The organism is Embleya sp. NPDC055664 (genome assembly GCF_053618075.1).
The window spans coordinates 92,939-111,621 of record NZ_JBSHGZ010000038.1 but is presented as its reverse complement, the minus strand read 5'-3'; the positions used below and the strand labels follow the sequence as shown (position 1 = coordinate 111,621).

The window sequence follows — 18,683 nt, the reverse complement described above, 5'->3', positions numbered from 1 at the left end:
CAGTTGCCTTCGCGTCACACCAAGACGATCTACCAGACCAGGACCGCCTTGACGACGAATCCCACAAATTGATCACAACCCGATACGCGACCTAGCGCTCTGGATCTCGGTCACTACGACGCCCCGGATGAGGGCACAGGGGAATTCCGGCAACGGTAGTTCCGGAATTCCCCTGCGTGCCATCACCACCCCGAAGCCCCTGTCGGCGCCCGCCGCACCCTGCTCCAGACGACGTCCCGCGCTCGGGCGGCTCGCGCGGCGGCCTGGAGGCACCCAAGCCAACCGACGAGGTGGACAGCGGCGACGTTCGTCCAGTCTGACTGGGAAGACCCGCGCGCCCGTCGCCGGTCGGCGTCTCGGCCCGAGAACCGACGCATGGGCGGTCGTCGTGCGGCGGGCTTCGGCGGCCCCGGAGAACCGCAGCGCCGTGTGTCCGGTCAGGCGGTGGGTACCAGGAGTCGGCCGGGGGCGAGATGGCACGTCGGCCACCCGAAGCGTCCCACCGCAGTTCAGGCGTCGGACTCGTGGGCCGAGGCGGTGATCTCGATCCCGAGAGCCTTGGTGATGTGACCGGCCGCCGCCATCACTCGGGCCGTGCCGACCACAGGTGCGATCGCCACGAGGACGTCCTGAACCTGCTCCGGCTGTAGATCGGTCGCCGCGCCGGCCTCGAAATGGGCCACGTAGGACAGCGGAGGGGCGTCCATCGCGACGAGGGCGGCGATGCGGGTGAGGATCAGGGCCTCCGGTGTCAGACCGCATCGCTCCATCGAATCGAGGGTCATGGCGGCCAGGGTGTCCAGGACGGGTGTGTCGTGCGCAGTGGTCATGACGAGCCTCCTCGGCTGATTTCTCATACCCGAGGTGTGCCGCACGCCCGCGTGGGAGAGCCGACACATGTCGGGCTTCTCGCCTCCCTTCGAGCCTAGAACCGCCTGCTCCGGAAAGCACCTCGGCCGGAGACGCCGAGCAAACACGCGATGTCCCGACGGCGGGACACGTGCGAGGACGGGCACCACCGCAGGAAGCGGACCATGCCCAGCCCACAGACACAATCCGCCGGAACGACACTGAGTCGGCACCGCTTCGAAAGCCGTACGCGGCGCGGCGGCCGCTCGGTGCCACGATGGAGTGGGGGCCTTTTCAGCCCGGCGATTCAGGAGGGCGATCATGAGCCGCGACCATCACTTTCACTGCGAGCACGCCGGCTGCTCGATCACCGTGGGCATTCGGACGGGCCGGACGCGGGAACTGGAACTCCTCGTGGACGGGAAGGAGGTCGCCGCCGCCCGCGTCCACGGCCACCACACCCGGACGCACGTCATGACCGCGACCCTGCCCACCGACCCACCTCGCGACATCGAGGTCGAAGTGAGGCTCCCGGGCGCCCACGGCGGCGACCCGGTGAGCACTCTGCTTGTGGACGGCGAACGCAGGACGATGCCCGCCCGGGAGATCCCCCGACGATCACGACCGACGGAAGCCTCCTGGTACTCCTGACAACGTCGGGACACCGATGGGGGCAACACGGCATCTGGTCGCTGTGGCTGGATCCACGCATTCCGCGAGACGAACACGACCCGCACGAACACCGCCGTCGATCAGGCCGACATCAGCTCTGCCCGGCTGCGAGAAGGCACCACGTTCCTCGATCCGAGCCGATCCGATCCGAGCCGATCTCGGCCGATCAGCCGGACGTGTCGCGCCATTGCCGCCAGGTGAGGCCGCGGGGGGCCAGTACGTCGGTGTGGAACGCGGTCCAGGTGGTGGTGTTGGGTCCCGTGCCGGGGGTGTCGGGGGCGCTCGTGTAGAGCGGGTGGCGGGTGCGCACGAGGTCGGCGAGCCACGGTTCGAGCGCATCGAAGTCGTCCAGTGTCCAGGCGCGCGCGTGGTAGACGAGGTTGCCCGGCGTCTCGCTCTCGGCGATGCCCATCGCCGGCACATAGGGGCAGATCCGGGTCCAGCAATTGGTGACCGGCAGCGCCGGCGTCGGGGGGCCGGCCTCGGTGTCGGAGTGGGCGCGGGCGTCGTCCTCGTGCACCAGGAAGTCGAACAACTCCCAGGAGGCGTAGGTCGAGTTCGCGAGCCCGAAGTCGTCGTCGATGCCGTATCGGTCGGCGAGGCGGTACACGGGCGGCACGTCCAGGGTCCACACCAGGTTGCGGCGCACGCGCTGCGGGGTGACCGAGCCGGCCAGCGGCACCTCGGCGGGCCCGAACACCGCGTACAGGGCGCCCTCCCGGACGCGGTAGGACAACTGCACGTGGTCGTTGGCGATCGGTGGGAGGGGGCGGGTGCGCCCGTCCAGCGGGTTCGTCCATTCGGTCAGGACGGTGCCGTGCTTCGGGTCGGTGTAGAAGACGATTTCGCGCGAGACCAGGTGCAGATCCTCGGTGCCCGGCGGGTTGATCAGCCGGCGGATGTTGTAGCCCTCGACGCCGAACACCGCCTGCCCGTGCGGGAACACCTTGCCGTGCACGTCGCCGGGCACATGGTTGTGCACCGTTCCGCTGATGCGGTACAGCATGTCGTGGCCGTCGGGGCGGCCGAGCAACCGTACGAAGAGCCGGGCGTTCGCGTCGTCGAGCGATGCGATCAGGGCCTCGGGCGATGCCTTGCCGGATTCCATGCGCGGTGTCCGTTCGTCGGTTCGGTGCGTAGCGGTCGTATCCACCGGGGCGTGGTCTCCCGCCGGTGTGGGTGCATCGGGCGAACTGCGGGGCTCACCCCCGTCGTCCGTCCTCCGCCCGGCAGCCTACGCATCGCCGCGGCGCCGCACCGGTCGATGCACGACCTGCCGACGCCGGCGGCCCATACCACCTCGAAAGGTCGTATGTGCCGCCAGGATTGTGAGCGGGAATTTCGGCGCGGCTACCGGCGAGGAGCCCTGCACGGCCCCCGAGTTCGAGTCCGTGTCCTGGCACGCCGTCCCCAGCGGAACAGCGCCAGGATGCGCAGGCAACGCTCCGCGGTCAGCCCCCAGGGCGTGTGAGTGCTACGGCGCGCACATGCCCCACAAAGCGCACATGCCCTACAAAACGCGCGTGACACGCAAGTGGCGGACTGTGCCCACAAGATCGCATGATTCGACAATCCTCCGACCGGCTGACACCGCATCCGCATCGTGGTCTCACCGACCACCGACGCATCCTCCGGCGGAACGTCTCCCGCTCCCCTTCCCCGCGCTGATGGGTGACGCCGGTCACCGATGCCGGGCTCACTGCGGGCCGCCGACCGCGACGGCGCGCTCCCACGCCGACGCGGAAAGGTGGTTCCGTCTGTCGCACGTCCGCCGAGAAGACGAGACCCACACGCTCAACGAGGTGAACTCGGTCAGCACGTCGGTGAACAACAATCTCGAGTTCTCCTCCGAGGACAAGACCACCCTGGGCAGCGTCGGTACCAAGTTCGGGATCAGTGTCGCCACCAACGTCGGCAGCACCAAGACCACCACCCAGACCCGGACCGTGCACTTGAACCAACCCGGCGTCTACGGGCTCTACCGCGGCACCGAGCGCGTGGAGGGCGAGTGGATCATGGAGATCTGCGGTCGCAACGGCATCAATACCGGCAAGTGGGTTTGGGTCAACGGCAGTTCCGGCACCTACGTCACCTACACCTCCCCCCGATCAGGGCACCGTCTCGTGTGCCCAGGCCGAGCCTGCGGGCACCCTGCGCGCGACCGCTCGCGCACGTCTGCACTGCTGATTCCGGACCGTCCCACCAACCCCGAAATGGTAGGGAACCGATGAAGCGCACCCATCGAACCCTGTTACCGATCCGACGCCTCGTCGCGGCGCTCACCACGACGATCGTCGCGACCGCGATGCTCCTCACCGCCTCTCCCCCCGCCGTCGTGGCCGTCGGACATGGATTGCGGCGGCGTCTACGTCTTCCACACCGGCAGCGGCATGATGCTCGACTCCGACCAGAGCGACGACCCCTGGCACGGCCGAGTCATCCAGATGCCGTGGAACGACTGGGACGACGAGAAGTGGACCATGTGCCGCAGCAGGCCGGTCTTCGGCGATCCCGTCTTCGAGTACGAGTACACGTTCGTGACCAGGTGGGCCGGTGGGCCGTGGTGCATGGGCGTGACCGGTGGCCTTCCCGGCGAGGGCGCCATCCTCAAGGTCGAGGACTGCAACAACCTTCCGCACCAGCGGTTCAAGCTGTTCTTCAGCGTCGGCCCCATGGTGTACCCGCGACCGTTCGTGATGCAGGTGCAACACACCAAAATGTTCGTCGGGATGTCGGACTTCACGTCCGTCGGCGCCGTCGCCGAACAATACCGCTACCAGGCCGACATGTTCTGGCTGGAACAGGTCTGACGAGCACCCCGGCCTCGTCGAACCACGCGGGGTGCCGAACCCGGCGCCACTCTGGGCCGAACACATCGCCGAGATGGATGTGCTCGGGGTGTGGTTGACGTGGCGGGGGAAGGGCGGTCCGGGAACCGAACGACGCGGCACCGGCGTTCGGGGCCCTGGTGGGTGAGGTCGAAGCGGTATCCCGCTCGACGAAGAACTCGGAACCGACGTTCCCTCCCCGTCCGGCTGCCGGTCGGACGGGGAGGGAACGAGGGCGATCAGAGGCGGATCAGCCCTTGTCGGGTACCGCCAGGATGCACAGCAGCGAGCAGGCCACCGCGGCGGACGGCGCGGTGGTGCTGCGAGGGGTGCCGGCGGGCGAGTTCGCGGCGACGAAGCTCGCGGACGCGGTGTTCTTCAGCGGCAGCGCCAGCAGCAGGGAGTCGCAGTGAACTTGGCGACTGCTCCCGGCGGCGAGGGTGAAGGTGCCGGCGGCCTGCCGACACGAGGGTGTGGTGGGGTCGTTGACGGTGACGGAAGCGGCGTCCACGGGGCCCGCGTTGGTGACGGTGATCCGCCAGTGCGCGGTGCCGAGCAGACCGAGTAGGCCGACGGGACTGGTCTTCGCCCAGGGTCCGGGTCCGCCGGGTGCGCAGTCGTGCGAGTTGGGAGAGCCGCAGATCTCTTTCTCCACGCTGACCTTGGGTTGGCAGCCCGCACCGGGCGCGACGGCGGTGGTGACGGTGTTGGACGTGAAGGTGCCGGTCGAGTCGGTGCCGGTCGCCGTGTTGCCGATCGAGGTGGTCGCGCAGTCGGCGGTGACGGTGGTGCGGAAGCAGATCTGTGGCGCGTCGCCCCGGTACTCGACGACCAGCGCCGGGTGTTTGTTCGAGCCGAAGTCGTCCGCCGTGGTGAGGACGAGTTGGGCGGTGACCGTGATCGCGGGATGCGCGACGGGGTCGATGCCGGTCAGGTCGACGGTGCCGTCGCCGGCCAGGCCGGGGGTGGCGATCGTGGTGCCGTCGGGGTCGGTGACGGTCGCCCGGGACGTGGCGAAGTCGATGTGTGTGAGGTCGAGGCCGGTCAGCCGGGCCCGGGTGTAACCCTGGATGTTGCCGCTGCCGCCGTCGCAATAGAAGTCGGCCGGCTTCAGCGTGACGCTCGCGCCGCCGTGCACGCAGGGGCTGGCACCGGTGGTCGGGTCGAGGGAGAACAGGTAGCCGGCGTCGCCCAGGCCGATCAGGCAGCGGGAGGTGGCGTCGTAGGTGTAGCCGTAGTCGCGGGTGGCGCCGCCGTTGACGCCGGGGTGAGTGGCGGGCAGCGGGAAGCCGGCGCAGGGCGCGGCGAGCGTCCAGTCGTGGCAGATCGTTCCCCCGGCCAGGCCGCCGCCCCAGGCGGGGAAGTAGCTGCGGGTCCCGGCGGGGGTGGTGACGGTCTCGGGACTGAAGGTCAGGGTGTTGCCGCCGAGGGAGGAGAGCGTGGCGGGCGCGGCGTGCGTGGAGCCGTCCAGCCCATAACAGGTCGTCAGGACGTTGGGTCCGCCGGATGCGCTGGTGCACACGCCGTCGGCGTGCCCGGCGGTGTCGTAGGAGGCGAAGGCGTCATAGGTGTAATAGGCGCTGCTCGGGCCGGCGGTGTGCGGGGTGGTCCAACCCGCGCACGTGTTCGCGGTGGCGGTGTCGAAGCAGCCGAGAGCGGGCGGGCCGGAGACGGTGGAGCCGCCGCCCTGCGGCGAGGAGGAGGCGAACACGCGGTTGCCGACCGTGGTCAGGCCGCCGAGGTAGAGGGCGGCGGGGGTGTTGGGCAGGTCGTGGTTGGCGGCGACGATCGGCGCGTACGGCTGGCCGGCGCACGGGGTGCGGGTGGCCAGGGTCAGGCACAGCACCTGCCCGGTGTTCGCGACGCCGTACAGGTTGTCGCCGACCCGGACCAGGCCGGCCAGGTTGTTGGCGCTGCTGGGCGATCCGCCCATGGTGGCCAGTGGGACGAAGCCGCAGTTGGCGTGTGCGGCGAGATCCAGGCAGCCGACGCCGACGGCGGACGTGGTGACCGCCGGGTAGAGCAACTGGTCGGGGTGGAGCGGGTCGAGGACGTACTGCGGGGTCAGCGGGCTCCCGATGTCACCGGTGGCGCCGCTGCCGAGTGGTCCGGGCGTGGTGTTCAGCGGGCGCGGCCACGGGCCGCCGGTGCAGGGCTGACCGAGCGTCAGGTTGAGGCAGACGGCCTGCGGGGCGTTCGGCGCGGCGTGGTGGTAGATGTTCCAGGACTCGATCTCGCCGCCCGCCGTACGGTGCAATACGGGCGTGAACCCGTCGCCGCCGGTGGGTTGGGGGGTCGGCTTCACCGGACCGAGGGCCAGGGTGGCAAGCGAGGTGCCGCCGGCCAGGGCGAGCGAGTTCTCGGCGCGGACCGCGGTGGTGGCCGTCCCCGGGTCGGCGCCGGTGAAGGTACTGCCGTCGGTGGACCAACTCGGGGTCCACCCGGGCGGAACGCGCAGCGAGCCCGGCACATAGGTCTGGGAGCCGCCCGCGCCTGCCAACGGGTCCGTCACGGAGGCCGGGGCGGGAGTGTCGCCGGCGGTCGCGTTCCGGTAGCGGACGGTCCAGTCGAGGGTGTCCCCGTGCTCGACGGCCGCTGCCCCCGGGTGGGTGACGTCCCGAACGCTCTTCACCAGCGTGGACGGGGTATCGGCGGCGCCGGCCGGGGCGGGGGCGCCCAGGCCGAACATCAGCAGTCCGGCGGCGATCAGGGCGGCCGTGGCGGCGCGCACCGGGCGGATCGCGGCGGACGAGCGGGTCAAGGTGAGCCGACGGGTCGGAACGGGCGGATGTGGACGCGGGCTTCTCGGCACTGGTTCCCCACCTCGGATCGACGAAGGGCCTGACGGAAGGTCAGGCGGCCGTCGATCAGGCTAGGACGGCGAACTGTTCGCACCGGGGCCAGTTTTTCCTATTGGTCACATGATGAAGGAATATGATTATTTATCGACCGACTGTACGAATCAGCAAGCAGCGGCCATCGGAAGCCGGCAGGCGAAATGCGCCCCGAGCCCTCCCCGCCGACCGGCACGAGGGCGGGTGGCCCCGCCGGGACCAGGTCCGTGTCTTCGGCGGACGCAGCGTCCGTCCCGCCTCGTCCGCGAAGCACACCCAGGCACCCCGGTCCCTCACCGTCCTTACCTGCCCCGGGGCGAGACGATCGACAACGGCAACCCCCGCCCGTCCACCGCGAGATGCGGCCTCGTCGTCAACCCGCCCCGCGAACGGCCGAGTCCCTCGGGGCCCGCAGGCGCCGGGCACGGCGCCCTGTGTTGCCCGGTTCGTCCCCGTCCGCAACCCCCTTTTGCGCGCATCGGCCGCGTGCTGGTGCGCGCGGACGACCGTCGAGTCCACCGACACCGCTCCGCCATTGTGCAGTCGCGGTCGATGGCCCCGAGCGGGTGGAGGCGATTCGTGGCGGCCACGCGTGCGGCGTTCCGTCCGTCCGGGGCGCCGGCCGCCCGTCGGCCGGCCGGTGCCGGACATCGACGTGCGGGGAGCGCCGACGAAGGGTGCTCAATCGTCGTCTCGGCCTTCGCCGGCCGGCCCCGGTTTGGGGCCGGATCCGGCGAAAAGACGTTCGACCTCCTCGTCGTCGACGCCTTCGACGTCGACGATGCCGTCCACGATCAGGTCCAGATGCGCGAACCGGTCGACGAGTTCGGCCAGTGCGGCCGACGGGTCACCGTCGAGGTCCTCGCGTTCGATCGTCAGCTCCCCGATGGTGAGCGAACGCAGTCGTGGCAACACCGAGGACTCGGCGAGGGTCTGGAGCACCTCGTACGGGGAGGCGTCGAACTCCGCCCCGCTCAGGTCGAGATGCTCGAGCGCGGGGTAGTCGGCGGCCCGCAGCTCGTCGAGTTGGTCGACCGGGCAGAGACATCCGAAGACGTCGGTTCCGATCTCGACCTCCAGCGACGTGACGCCTGAGGTCTCGCCGAGGTCGAACAGTGCGCCGTCGGAGACGACCGGGCCTCGTACCCGCAACCGTCGCACGCCGTCGTGACACACGGAGCCGAAGAGGAAGGCTCCCTCGAGTTCGAGAGTGCGCAGGGCGGGCAGCGCCCCCCACACGTCGGTCCGCACCAGCCCCGTGTGGTGGTGGTCCAGGGGATCGATCCGACCGCCGGTCGACGTCTTGCCGGGTGCGTACAGCAGCTCGAAGTCGTAGCCGAAGCACAGGCGTTCCAACCGGGGACGTATTCGGTTCGCGAGTGCGGACGCGGCGTGTTCGGCGGAGTGGTGCCAGTCGGTGAGGTGCAGTTCGAGGTCGCGCAGACGGTGCGCGAGCGGGTGCGACAGCAGGGCGTCGATCAACACCCCCTCCCACCGTTCCGGGTCGGTCGGGTCGACGGTCGCGGTGTGCGGAAGATCGAGCGTGAGCCGGTCCACCAGGTCCCGGCGTCGTGACCGGGTGTCCTCGGCGAGGCGGAAGGACGCCTCGTCGACGAAACCGCGCGACCACGTGAACCGCCACGAACCGTCCGCCCGCAGCCCGTCCAGGCCCAACTGCCGTTCCACGTCCGCGTAGGCCGCGGCCGGCAGGGCGGGGTCCCCGCCCTCGGTCGCACAGCGGTGCTCCAGCCGGATCGCCTCGCCTCGTGGGTCCCCCGCGTCGGTCAGCACGTCGGCGTAGGCGAGCCACGCCTGCCAGTGCCATGTCTGTGGAACGTTCGGGGCATCGAAAAGTCGCACGTCATTCTCCCGATGGTGGCGGTACCGCCCGAACATACGCGGACGTCGGCGTCGGCATCGGACAGACCCTAAACGCGGACGCCGACACGATGTTCGCCCCCGGTGATCGAGATCGACCTCCTCCGTAACAGGGAGGCTGCAAGGGCAAGAGCCAAACCCTGAAGCCCGGCGTCTACGACAGACGACGTCCCACACCGCCCCATCGCAGCCGCGAGCCCGTAACCGACGACGAGCCGAAACGGGCCGAACCCCGACCGGCGCCGTTCGGGCGACGGGCGGGCGGCAGGGGGCGTCGTCGGGTGTGCGCGGCGACCGGCCGCGCGGTCGCGGGCGAGCGCCGGTCGGCGCGACACCGGCGCCCGGTCCGCGGGCCGGCGGGCCTCGGCGGGAGTTCAAGCGGTCGGCGTCTTCGACCCGCTTCGGCCGCACCCGGAGGCGTTGCGGCGGCCAGGCCGGGGGTGTCGGCGGCGGCCTTCCTCGGGTCGGTGGCCACCGGTGCCCTGCTCTGCGCACTCGGCCGGCGCCGGGGGCGGCCGGCCCCGACCCGGCTGGTGCTCGCGAGTGTCGCCATCGGCTACGTCTTCCTCTCGGCGACCAGTTACGTCCAGCTCCGGGCGACCCCCACCGAACTGCGGACCGTCATGTTCCGGACGCCTGCCGGCGTCGCGGGCGCCCGGTACCCGGTGCGGCTGACCATCGATGCCGACCACCGTCGGCTGCTGCCCCTGACGGCCCTGCTGGGTGCCGTCCATCCGGTCCCCGTCGACCTGCTCTCCCGCACCCTCAACCGCCCCAACGAACTGCCGCTGGGCATCCTCACCGCCCTGCTCGGCGCCCCCCGATGCGACGACCGTGCCATACCCACGCGTCGTCGCCGCCTTGCGGGGGTCGACACTTCCGCGCTTCTCCGTGCCGCTCCGCGAGTGGCACGGGCTTGGGAGCGGGAGGTGGTGTGGCCGCGTCTGCTGCACCTGGTGGTGGGCGAGGGCGCCGGGAACGGCTTCGTGTGATGGCGGGAGGCGGCCGTCCGTGGGCAGGTTCGCCGGCGCGCTGGGGCACTGACGGCGTCGGACGGTGTCACAGGTCCCGGGCGTGGCCGCGGCGTCGACGCGCCGATCACCGAACCGGGCACCCCCGGTGGGAGCTCGTCGCCGGTGATTCCGCACCGGATCGACACGACTGCGACGTCATTCCGCAGCGGCAGGCGGCGCCGAGGGGGTGTCGGCTTCCCCGTCGAGCCGTTCCGCGAGGATCATGGCCACATCGTCGACCAGGCGGCCCTGGGTATGGCGGAGCAATCCCCGGTGCAGTTCTTCGAGGAACTCCGACGGGGCGCACATTGGCACCGCTTCCATTGCCTCGGGTAGGGCGAAGAAGTCGTTGTCCCGGTTGCGTGCCTCGAGAACGCCGTCGGTGTACAGCAGTAGACGGTCGCCGGGGAGGAACACATAGCTCTCCGCCTTGCCCAAAGGACTGGTGATCAACTCCTCCAGGCCGAGGGGCGGAAGTGGCGAGGGGGGCGTCAGAGCGTGCACCGTGCCCCGGCGCAGCACCAGCGGTGGCGGATGGCCGCAGTTGACCATCTCGACCACGCACCGGTCGGGTACCTGCGCCACGAGCACGGTGACGAACGACTCCTCCTGCTCCTCCTCGTCGTCGTCCCGATCGATCGCCCACGGCATGGCGCGTTCGCGTCGCAGCGCGGCCGCGCAGTGAGCCACGACCTCCACCAGGTCGTCCTCGTAGTGCACGGCCTCGCGGAACGCGCCCAAGACCACCGCGGCCGAGCGCACGGCGGGCAGCCCCTTGCCGCGGACGTCTCCGATGATCATCCGGACCCCGTACCGCGTCTGCACGGCCTCGTACAGGTCACCGCCGATCTGCGCGCCGCTTTCCGCCGCGAGGTACATGCTGGCGGTCCGCAGCGGCCCCAGGCGCGCGGGCACCGGCCGGAGCAGGACTCTCTGCGCCGCCTCGGCGATCCGGCGAATCCGCTCGAGTTCGTTTCGTCTGCGTGTACGCATGAAACGACTGGTCATGACACTGGCTGCGGACACCAGGAGAATGGCCAGGAAATTCGTGTAGACCTGTTGGCTGCCCCACGCCTGGTTGTAGGTGGCAGTGCTCACGCTCACGGCCAGAGCGACGGCCGCCGCCGAGATCGTCCCCCTGGGACCCATCGTGACCGCGGCCAGCGCCGGCGTCGCGGTCAGCAGGGGCCCGGTGTACAGAAAGTGCGCGGACGAGAACTCGATCCCCACCACCAGGAGTGCGATGGCGAACGGCACACACCGTGCGAGTGTGGTGAGGGCCCGGCTGCGACCGCCGACTCCCGATCCGGGAGCCGAGCGTTGGAACGACCGCATACATACAGCTTGACCCTTCGAGGCGTCCGAAACGACCGCACGGGAGGGCCGGCCGCGTCTCGTCGCCCGTTCGGGTCGGCGAAGATCGTCGAACGCCGGTCGCGGCGAGAGCTGCGACGCGGGCGGCCCGAACGTCATCGCGCACGTTCTCACACCGCCCCGAACAGGGCGTCGACGTGGTGGACCCGTCGTGCGGGGAAAGCGCGCTTGCCGAATTCCGCGCCCCGGACCTGGGTCCGCCGAACAAGACGGCGGGCACGATCTCCGCCGGCGTCACCTATGGGCCGGCCAGGCCCGAGGCACCGTCGAACCCCGGTGCACACGACCCCGCGACCGCGCGACCCGGTCAGGCCCGCGTCGCGGCCCCTCCGCGCGGTACCGCGCCGCCGTCGACCGGGAACACGATGCCGGCCCCGCGGTAGCGCTCGCCCGCTGGTCGACCGCAACGCGACCGGACGAGTGGCGACTCGCAGATCGCAGACTCGGATCCCTCACAGTGGCGCCACTGCTCCTCACCGTGATGGCCCTGGTACTCGGTCCGACGCCCGGCTCCGCGGTGGAGCCGGACTGGTGGAAACCCTGCGGCGCGGCCCACACCCGACTCGCGCGAGCGTACTTGGGATGTCAACACCGACGGCACGGCGCACTACGGCATGGTCCGAACGGCACAGGTCCGGGGTGAACCTGGCCTCGGGTGCGACGGCCTGGGCGTCCTCGTCGAAGTGGTGGAACCCGTTCGTCGGCTTCGCGCCCGGCCGGACAGTGGACGGCGACCGGGGCACCCGCTGGGCCGGCGAGTGGACCGACGACCAATGGCTGCGGATCGACCTCGGATCCGCGAACGCGATCAAGCGCGTCACCCTCGACGGGGAGGCGGCGTACGGAAAGTCGTACCGCGTCGAGTTGTCGGGCGACGGCACGAACTGGCGGACGGCCTGGTCCACGACCACCGGTGACGGCGGCCTGGACACGGCGCGGTTCGCCGCAACTCCGGCGCGCTTCGTCCGGATTCAGGGACTGGAGCGTGGCACCGGGATCCGCCGAAACTCGCGGTGTCCGCGCGAGCTTCGGCGGACGGGCGGCTCAGCCGCGTCGGGCGCGGATGAGGTCGCGATACCAGGCGAAGGAGGCCTTCGGGGTGCGGACTTGGGTGTCGTGGTCGACGTGGACGAGGCCGAAGCGCTGGTGGAAGCCCTCGGCCCATTCGAAGTTGTCCATCAGGGTCCAGGTGAAGTAGCCGCGGACGTCCACACCTTGGGCCACGGCCGCGTCGACGGCTCGCAGATGGGTGTCCAGGTAGTCGATACGGTCGAAGTCGGGGACGGTGCCGTCCGCGGTGACGACGTCCTCGACCGAGCAGCCGTTCTCGGTGATGTAGATCGGCGGGAGCGCCGGGTAGCGCTCCTTGAGACCGACGAGCAGTTCGCGCAGACCGTCGGGGACGACGGGCCAGTCGAAAGCGGTGCGGCGATAGCCTTCGATCGGGGCCTCTTCGAAGGGCAGGCCCTCCGACGTCGGCGCCTGGATCCGGGTCGGGTTGTAGTAGTTGACACCGAGCGCGTCCAGCGGGGCGCTGACGAGTTCGAGGTCACCGTCGCGAACGGAACCGCCGAGGGTGGCGTCCGCGCCGTAGGCCGACAGGTCGGGGTAAGTGCCCGTGAGGATCGGGTCGTTGAACAGGCGGTTGTGCAGGTTGTCGTAGGCCTGCGCGGCGGCGCGGTCCGCGGGGGCGTCCGAGGCGGGCCAAACCGGGGTGCAGTTGTTGGCGATCATCACCTGGAGGCCGCGTCGGCGCAGTTCCCTCAGCGCCAAGCCATGGCCGAGCAATTGGTGGTGGGCCACCGGCAGGCAATCGAGGAACAGGGTACGGCCCGGCGCGTGGGTACCCAGGCCGTAGCCCCAGACCATGTGGATGAACGGTTCGTTGAGCGTGATCCACTTCCGGACCCGGTCCCCCAGCCTGTGGGCCACCGTGGCGGAATAATCGGCGAACCGGTACGCGGTGTCGCGGTTCAGCCAGCCGCCGTCGTCCTCGAGGCCCTGCGGGAGGTCCCAGTGGAACAGGGTCGGGACGGGCTCCACGCCGCGCGCGAGCAGGCCGTCGACCAAGCGGTCGTAGAAGTCCAGCCCCCGGGGGTTGACCTCGCCCCGGCCGGTCGGCTGGATCCGAGGCCAGGCGATCGAGAAGCGGTAGCCGGTGAGGCCCACCTCGGCCATCAGCGCGAGATCCTCCTCGTACCGGTGGTAATGGTCGCAGGCCACATCACCGGTGTGCCCGTCGCGGATCACGCCGGGCCGCGCGGTGAAGGTGTCCCACACCGACGGGCCGCGGCCGTCCTCCGTGGTTGCGCCCTCGATCTGATAGGACGCCGTCGAGGCGCCCCAGACGAAGTCTGCGGGCAGGTGGTCGAGTGCCATGCGCAACTCCTAAAACATGAGTTCCGCTCATGTTAATCCCTCTGGATGGAATGATGAAAGCGTGAGAGATCGCACCGTGGGCACGACACGCCGCCGCCCCGTCCAGAAACGCAGCGTCGAACGTTTCGAACGACTGTTGGACGCCTGTGCCGAACTCCTGGACGAAGTCGGCTACGTCGCGCTGACCACCAAGGAAGTGGCCGGCAGGGCCGAGGTGCCCATCGGCACCCTGTACCAGTTCTTCTCCGACAAGGAGGGGCTGATCGGCGCACTCGCCGCCCGCAACCTGGACACCTTCCTCGAACGGGTCTCGACCCGACTGGAGCGCGAGAGGCCCGCAGACGTCTCGGGCATCGTCGAGGTGACCGTCGACGAGTTCGTCACCATGCGCCGGACGATCACCGGCTTCGGCGTGGTCGACTTCGGCGCGGTGGGCCGCGACCACACCCTCGATCCGGCCCTGGACAACAACACCGCGGTCGCCCGACGGCTGCGCGAACTGACCGCGACCCTGACCGGGATCCGGGACGACACCGACCTGGAGATCGTCCTCCGAGTGGCCCTGGAATGCGCGGACAGCGTGCTCAAACTGGCCTTCCTCACCGATTCGCAGGGCGACCCCCGGTTGATCGCCGAGTGCAAACGAGTCCTCGACAGCTATCTGAACGACCGAATCCGCTCGTCGACAACGAGTTAGTGCCATGACGCGCCTCGCCGCCGAAAGACACGAACGGCGCTGCGACTTCGGCTTCCGCCCGGACGCGGCCCCCGGCCCTGCCGGCGGTGGAGTCGGCGCGCGGGAGGGGCGCGTGCGCGTCGGGTGCAGGGCGGTGGCCGTCGCCGTCGGCCGAGGCCGTCAGTGGTGGAAAGCCACGCGGTCCGCGTCGTGCGGGCGGCCCTCGTGGAGGTGTTTGATCGCTCGGCGCATGTCGTCGGCCAGGAGTTCGATCTGGTCGTGGTCGACGCCGTGGCGGACCAGGACGCGCTGGATGACCGTCTCCTGGCGGTCCGGTGGCAGTGGGTAGGAGGGCACCTGCCAGCCGCGCATCCGCAGCAGGTCGGACAGGTCGTACAGGCTCCAGCCGGTCGAGTCCGGGTCGGTGAGCGTCCAGGATACGGCGGGCAGGGCACCGACGCCGTCGTAGAGCAGGGTGAAGGGACCCATCTCGGCGACCTGCCGGGCGAGGTGCCGGGCGGTGTCGGCGCAGGCCTGGTAGACCCGGCGGTACCCCTCGCGGCCGAGCCGCAGGAACATGAAGTACTGGCTGACGACCTGTCCACCGGGGCGGGAGAAGTTCAGCGCGAGGGTCGGCATGTCGCCGCCGAGATAGTCGACGTGAAACACCAGGTCGTCCGGCAGGGCGTCCTGATCCCGCCACAGCGCCCAGCCGACGCCGAGCGGGGCCATGCCGTACTTGTGGCCCGAGGCGTTGATCGAGGCGACCCGCGGCAGGCGGAAGTCCCAGACCAGGTCACGGTGGAGGAACGGCGCGATGAACCCGCCCGAGGCGGCGTCGACGTGCAGCGGTACGTCGACGCCGGTCGCGGCCTGCATGCGGTCGAGCTCGGCGGCGATCTCCGCGACCGGCTCGTAGGTGCAGGTGTAGGTCACGCCGAGGATCGCGACGACGCCGATGGTGTTCTCGTCGACGTACTCGCGCAGCTGGTGCGCCTGGAGGCCGGTTGCTCCGGACTCCACCGGCACCTGGCGCAGCTCCACGTCGAAGTACCGGGCGAACTTCTCCCAACAGACCTGCACCGGTCCGCAGACCAGGTTGGGCCGGTCGGTGGACTGGCCGGCGGCCTGCCGGCGATGGCGCCAGCGCCACTTCAGGGCGAGGCCGCAAAGCATCGCGGCCTCGCTGGAGCCGGTGGTGGAGCAGCCGACCGCGTTGGCTTCCCCGGCGCCGCCGGGTGCGTTCCACAGGTCGGCAAGGATGTTCACGCAGCGCGATTCGATCTCTGCGGTCTGCGGATACTCGTCCTTGTCGACGATGTTCTTGTCCAGGCACAGGTCCATCAGCCGGTGGACCTCGTCGTCCGCCCATGTGGTGCAGAAGGTGGCCAGGTTCTGCGCGGCGTTGCCGTCCAGCAGCAACTCGTTGCGCAGCAGCTGGAAGACGACGGGGGGCAGTGAGGGTAGGTCGGGCATGGACCTTTTGGACAGGGGCTGTTCACTCAGCGGTGATGCGAAAATGTCGACGGCCGGGTCGGCCGCCGGTTCCTGAGCGTTGTGCAGAGCCATCGGGGCACCTCGCGTGTCGGTCCATCGGTCCGCATCGGACACTACGGACAGGTTCGGTGGGCGGCATGCGGGCGTGGGCCATCCGGCGGTGCGACGCGGCCGTTGTCGTCGGGCGGCGGCATCGGGCGCGCGTACGCCGGCCGCCGCGGTGCAGGCCCTGGACGGCCACGGAACCGGCCGGGCGCCGACCGCTCTGTTCGTCCACCTGGGTGTCGCCGCCGCCGTCCACGTCGTGCTCGACCTGCGCCGCCCCGAAGTCGACGTGCCCGTCGACGCCACCGAGGTCGAACCCGGCTCACCCGGCACCCGCCCGGCGGCGGCACCGCCATCTGCGAATGCCGGCTCGCCCGGCGCCGCGAACTCATCGCCAGGATCGTCAAGAGAGTCCCACGCCCTCGGACTCCGCCGCCGGTGGACCGGCGCACCCCGTCGGGGCGACTGCTGCCGTACCGGCAGTTCCCGCATCCGAGGAGCGACGTCACAGGCGGTGCGGTGCCTCGATCCCGGTGGACCGAGGACCGGACCGAGCCGAGATCGCGGTCGCAGCGAAGGCCGACCGCCTTGCCGAACACGTGCGCCGGACGCCGGTGCGTCGATCCCGACGCACCGCGAGCGCGTCCGTGAGGAACATCGCGAGCGGCGTCGACCCGGCGCCCCCGGGCCGCGAAGGCGGCGGCGGGACCGCTGTCCGGGGCTGCGAAGGGTCGGGCGGCGGTCGAGAATGGACGAGACGGGTGTCCTCCACACGAGGGAGAAGGCCCCGTGAACGAGGCGATTGACGTCGAGGGCCTCAGCAAGCGATTCGGCGCCGTGACAGCTCTGGATTCGGTGGACTTCCGTGTCCCCGCCGGAACGGTTTTCGGCCTTTTGGGCCCGAACGGCGCAGGCAAGAGCACCGCGATCCGCATCCTGACCACGATCGTGCGCCCCACGGCCGGTCGTGCCGCGGTATTCGGGTACGACGTGGTCCGCGATGCCGGCACGGTCCGGAGTCTGATCGGGCTGGCCGGGCAGTACGCGGCGATCGACAAGAACCTGACCGGCCGTGAGAACCTGCGCCTGATCGGGCGCCTCACCCACGTCCGGCGCTCGCGCGTCCGGGCCCGAGCGACAGAGCTCGTGGAATGGTTCGACCTCGCGGAGGCCGGTGACCGCCCCGCTCGAACGTACTCCGGCGGCATGCGCAGGCGCCTGGACGTCGCCGCGGCGCTGGTGCCCGACCCGCGTGTCCTCTTCCTCGACGAGCCCACCACCGGATTGGACCCGCAGAGCCGCAACGCGTTGTGGGAGATGATCCGCGGCCTCGTCGCCGACGGGACCACCGTCCTCCTCACCACGCAGTACCTGGAGGAAGCCGACCAACTCGCCTCGCGGGTGGTGGTCATCGACCGGGGGCGGGTCATCGCCGACGACACGCCGGCCGCGCTCAAGGCGCGGCTGGGCAACACGATCATCGAACTCGACGTGGAGGAGGCTCGCCGGGCGGCGCGGGCGGCGGAACTCGTGAGCGCCCGGTTCTCCACCCGCCCGGACGTCGAAGGCACCCGGCTGCGCCTGACGTCGCACGACGGGTCGCGTCCGCTGCTGGAGATCCTGCGCGTTCTCGATGCCCACGGTTTGGTGCCCGGTGCCGTGGCGGTCCACGAGTCCAGCCTCGACGACGTGTTTCTGGAACTCACCGGCCGCCGCGCGGGCGATGCCCCGGACTCCGGGCGAACCTCCGCGGAGGGATCGTGAGCGGGCCGGGCGGGTCCCCGACGTATGCCGCCCGGCGCGGCCGGCAATGGGGACCCTCGCCGCCGGCGGCGCGCGGCGCGCCACCCCTCGTGCGTGCCGCACAGGACGGACTCGCCGTCGCGTGGCGGAACCTGATCGCCCTGCGCCGCGTGCCGCGTCTGTTGATCTTCTCCACCATCCAGCCGCTGGTCTTCGTGCTGATGTTCCGGTACGTATTCGGCGGCGTCGTGCAACCGGCCCTGCACGGGATCGCGTACGTCGACTTCCTGATCCCGGGCATCTTCGTGCAAACCGCGGTGTTCGGCGCCATGAACACCGCGATCGGCCTGGCCACCGACATGGACACCGGCCTGATGGAGCGGTTCAGGTCCCTGCCCATGGCCCGCTCCGCGGTACTCGTCGGCCGCACCACCGCCGATCTCGCCAGGAACGTCTTCGTCGTGGCGCTGATGGCCGCGGTGGGCTTCGCCATCGGATTCCGGATCCACGCCGGGGTGCCCGCGTTCCTCGGGGCCATCCTCCTGGTCCTGGCCTTCGGCTTCGCGATGTCGTGGATCTTCGCGGTCGTCGGTATGGCGGTCGGCGATCCGGAGACCGCCCAGGCCGCGGCCTTCCCCGTGCTCGCTCCCCTGGTGTTCGCGTCGTCGGCGTTCGTCCCGGTGCAAACCATGCCCGGGTGGCTGCAAGCCTTCGCGGAGCATCAACCGGTCTCACGCAATGCCGACGCGGTACGCGCCCTCGTACTCGGTGGCCCGACCGCCACCGACGTCTGGCAGGCGTTGGCGTGGGATGCGGCGCTCATCGCCGTCTTCGCGCCGATCGGGGTGTGGCTGTACCGCAGGGAACCCTAGGCACAGGGCCTGTCCCGCTCATG

At 70.4% G+C, this 18,683-nt stretch carries 14 protein-coding genes and 3 pseudogenes; 8 read left to right on the top strand and 9 right to left on the bottom strand.

The genetic code is table 11. From position 1 onward, the window contains the following. Nucleotides 1-509: 509 nt before the first annotated feature. The gene (locus ACWGR4_RS39685) at nt 510-830 is read right to left on the bottom strand and encodes a carboxymuconolactone decarboxylase (protein WP_452133855.1); all 321 of its coding nucleotides are present in this window, start codon (nt 828-830) and stop codon (nt 510-512) included. Nucleotides 831-1,170: 340 nt separating this feature from the next. Between ACWGR4_RS39685 and ACWGR4_RS39680 the strand changes: the two genes are divergently transcribed. Continuing rightward, entirely contained in the window at nt 1,171-1,500 is a 330-nt protein-coding gene (locus tag ACWGR4_RS39680; RefSeq protein ID WP_452133854.1) for a hypothetical protein, read from the top strand. A 187-nt stretch (nt 1,501-1,687) separates the two neighbouring features. On the opposite strand, the gene ACWGR4_RS39675 is transcribed toward ACWGR4_RS39680, so the two are convergent. Next, nucleotides 1,688-2,629, bottom strand: coding sequence for a DUF1838 family protein (locus ACWGR4_RS39675; protein WP_452133853.1), 942 nt, complete (start codon nt 2,627-2,629; stop codon nt 1,688-1,690). A gap of 694 nt (nt 2,630-3,323) precedes the next feature. Here ACWGR4_RS39675 and ACWGR4_RS39670 point away from each other — a divergent pair. Both ACWGR4_RS39670 and ACWGR4_RS39665 read left to right on the top strand, forming a co-directional pair. After that, on the top strand, nt 3,324-3,752 hold the full coding sequence (locus tag ACWGR4_RS39670; RefSeq protein WP_452133852.1) for a hypothetical protein: 429 nt from the start codon (nt 3,324-3,326) through the stop codon (nt 3,750-3,752). 117 nt (nt 3,753-3,869) lie between these two features. Beyond that, nucleotides 3,870-4,331, top strand: a complete 462-nt coding sequence (locus ACWGR4_RS39665; protein ID WP_452133851.1) for an RICIN domain-containing protein — start codon at nt 3,870-3,872, stop codon at nt 4,329-4,331. Between the two features lie 268 nt (nt 4,332-4,599). Here ACWGR4_RS39665 and ACWGR4_RS39660 read toward each other — a convergent pair whose 3' ends face one another. From ACWGR4_RS39660 to ACWGR4_RS39645, 4 genes and pseudogenes are all read right to left on the bottom strand, one after another. Next, entirely contained in the window at nt 4,600-7,110 is a 2,511-nt protein-coding gene (locus tag ACWGR4_RS39660) for a DUF7617 domain-containing protein (protein WP_452133850.1), read from the bottom strand. Nucleotides 7,111-7,334: 224 nt separating this feature from the next. Beyond that, nucleotides 7,335-7,480, bottom strand: a pseudogene (locus ACWGR4_RS39655) (IS630 family transposase); the annotation flags it as partial. 11 nt (nt 7,481-7,491) lie between these two features. After that, nucleotides 7,492-7,708: pseudogene (locus tag ACWGR4_RS39650) on the bottom strand (IS5/IS1182 family transposase); the annotation flags it as partial. A 156-nt stretch (nt 7,709-7,864) separates the two neighbouring features. Next, on the bottom strand, nt 7,865-9,043 hold the full coding sequence (locus ACWGR4_RS39645) for a hypothetical protein (protein WP_452134309.1): 1,179 nt from the start codon (nt 9,041-9,043) through the stop codon (nt 7,865-7,867). A gap of 299 nt (nt 9,044-9,342) precedes the next feature. On the opposite strand from ACWGR4_RS39645, the gene ACWGR4_RS39640 reads away from it, so the two are divergent. Continuing rightward, a complete protein-coding gene (locus ACWGR4_RS39640) occupies nt 9,343-10,053 on the top strand; it encodes an iron chelate uptake ABC transporter family permease subunit (protein WP_452134308.1) in 711 nt (236 codons plus the stop codon). Between the two features lie 177 nt (nt 10,054-10,230). On the opposite strand, the gene ACWGR4_RS39635 is transcribed toward ACWGR4_RS39640, so the two are convergent. Then, nucleotides 10,231-11,331 (bottom strand): PP2C family protein-serine/threonine phosphatase, encoded by a 1,101-nt coding sequence (locus tag ACWGR4_RS39635; RefSeq protein WP_452129026.1) that lies wholly within the window; start codon nt 11,329-11,331, stop codon nt 10,231-10,233. Nucleotides 11,332-11,688: 357 nt separating this feature from the next. Here ACWGR4_RS39635 and ACWGR4_RS39630 point away from each other — a divergent pair. Beyond that, nucleotides 11,689-12,384, top strand: a pseudogene (locus tag ACWGR4_RS39630) (discoidin domain-containing protein); the annotation flags it as partial. A 108-nt stretch (nt 12,385-12,492) separates the two neighbouring features. On the opposite strand, the gene ACWGR4_RS39625 reads toward ACWGR4_RS39630, so the two are convergent. Beyond that, nucleotides 12,493-13,827, bottom strand: coding sequence for a GH1 family beta-glucosidase (locus ACWGR4_RS39625; RefSeq protein WP_380004837.1), 1,335 nt, complete (start codon nt 13,825-13,827; stop codon nt 12,493-12,495). A 61-nt stretch (nt 13,828-13,888) separates the two neighbouring features. Between ACWGR4_RS39625 and ACWGR4_RS39620 the strand changes: the two genes are divergently transcribed. Next, nucleotides 13,889-14,524, top strand: coding sequence for a TetR/AcrR family transcriptional regulator (locus ACWGR4_RS39620; RefSeq protein WP_452129025.1), 636 nt, complete (start codon nt 13,889-13,891; stop codon nt 14,522-14,524). Nucleotides 14,525-14,683: 159 nt separating this feature from the next. Here ACWGR4_RS39620 and ACWGR4_RS39615 read toward each other — a convergent pair whose 3' ends face one another. Beyond that, a complete protein-coding gene (locus ACWGR4_RS39615; protein WP_452129024.1) occupies nt 14,684-16,072 on the bottom strand; it encodes a glutamate decarboxylase in 1,389 nt (462 codons plus the stop codon). Nucleotides 16,073-16,834: 762 nt separating this feature from the next. On the opposite strand from ACWGR4_RS39615, the gene ACWGR4_RS39610 reads away from it, so the two are divergent. Together ACWGR4_RS39610 and ACWGR4_RS39605 are read left to right on the top strand one after the other, a co-directional pair. Further along, complete coding sequence (locus tag ACWGR4_RS39610) at nt 16,835-17,809, top strand: ATP-binding cassette domain-containing protein (protein ID WP_452129023.1); 975 nt, start codon at nt 16,835-16,837, stop codon at nt 17,807-17,809. Nucleotides 17,810-17,898: 89 nt separating this feature from the next. Then, a complete protein-coding gene (locus ACWGR4_RS39605; RefSeq protein ID WP_452129022.1) occupies nt 17,899-18,660 on the top strand; it encodes an ABC transporter permease in 762 nt (253 codons plus the stop codon). Nucleotides 18,661-18,683: the final 23 nt, after the last annotated feature.

Coding starts and splice junctions, on each gene's coding strand:
- ACWGR4_RS39625 (WP_380004837.1), bottom strand. CDS start 13,827: ATGGCACTCGACCACCTGCCCGCAGACTTCGTCTGGGGCGCCTCGACG.
- ACWGR4_RS39680 (WP_452133854.1), top strand. CDS start 1,171: ATGAGCCGCGACCATCACTTTCACTGCGAGCACGCCGGCTGCTCGATC.
- ACWGR4_RS39685 (WP_452133855.1), bottom strand. CDS start 830: ATGACCACTGCGCACGACACACCCGTCCTGGACACCCTGGCCGCCATG.
- ACWGR4_RS39665 (WP_452133851.1), top strand. CDS start 3,870: ATGGATTGCGGCGGCGTCTACGTCTTCCACACCGGCAGCGGCATGATG.
- ACWGR4_RS39675 (WP_452133853.1), bottom strand. CDS start 2,629: ATGGAATCCGGCAAGGCATCGCCCGAGGCCCTGATCGCATCGCTCGAC.
- ACWGR4_RS39615 (WP_452129024.1), bottom strand. CDS start 16,072: ATGGCTCTGCACAACGCTCAGGAACCGGCGGCCGACCCGGCCGTCGAC.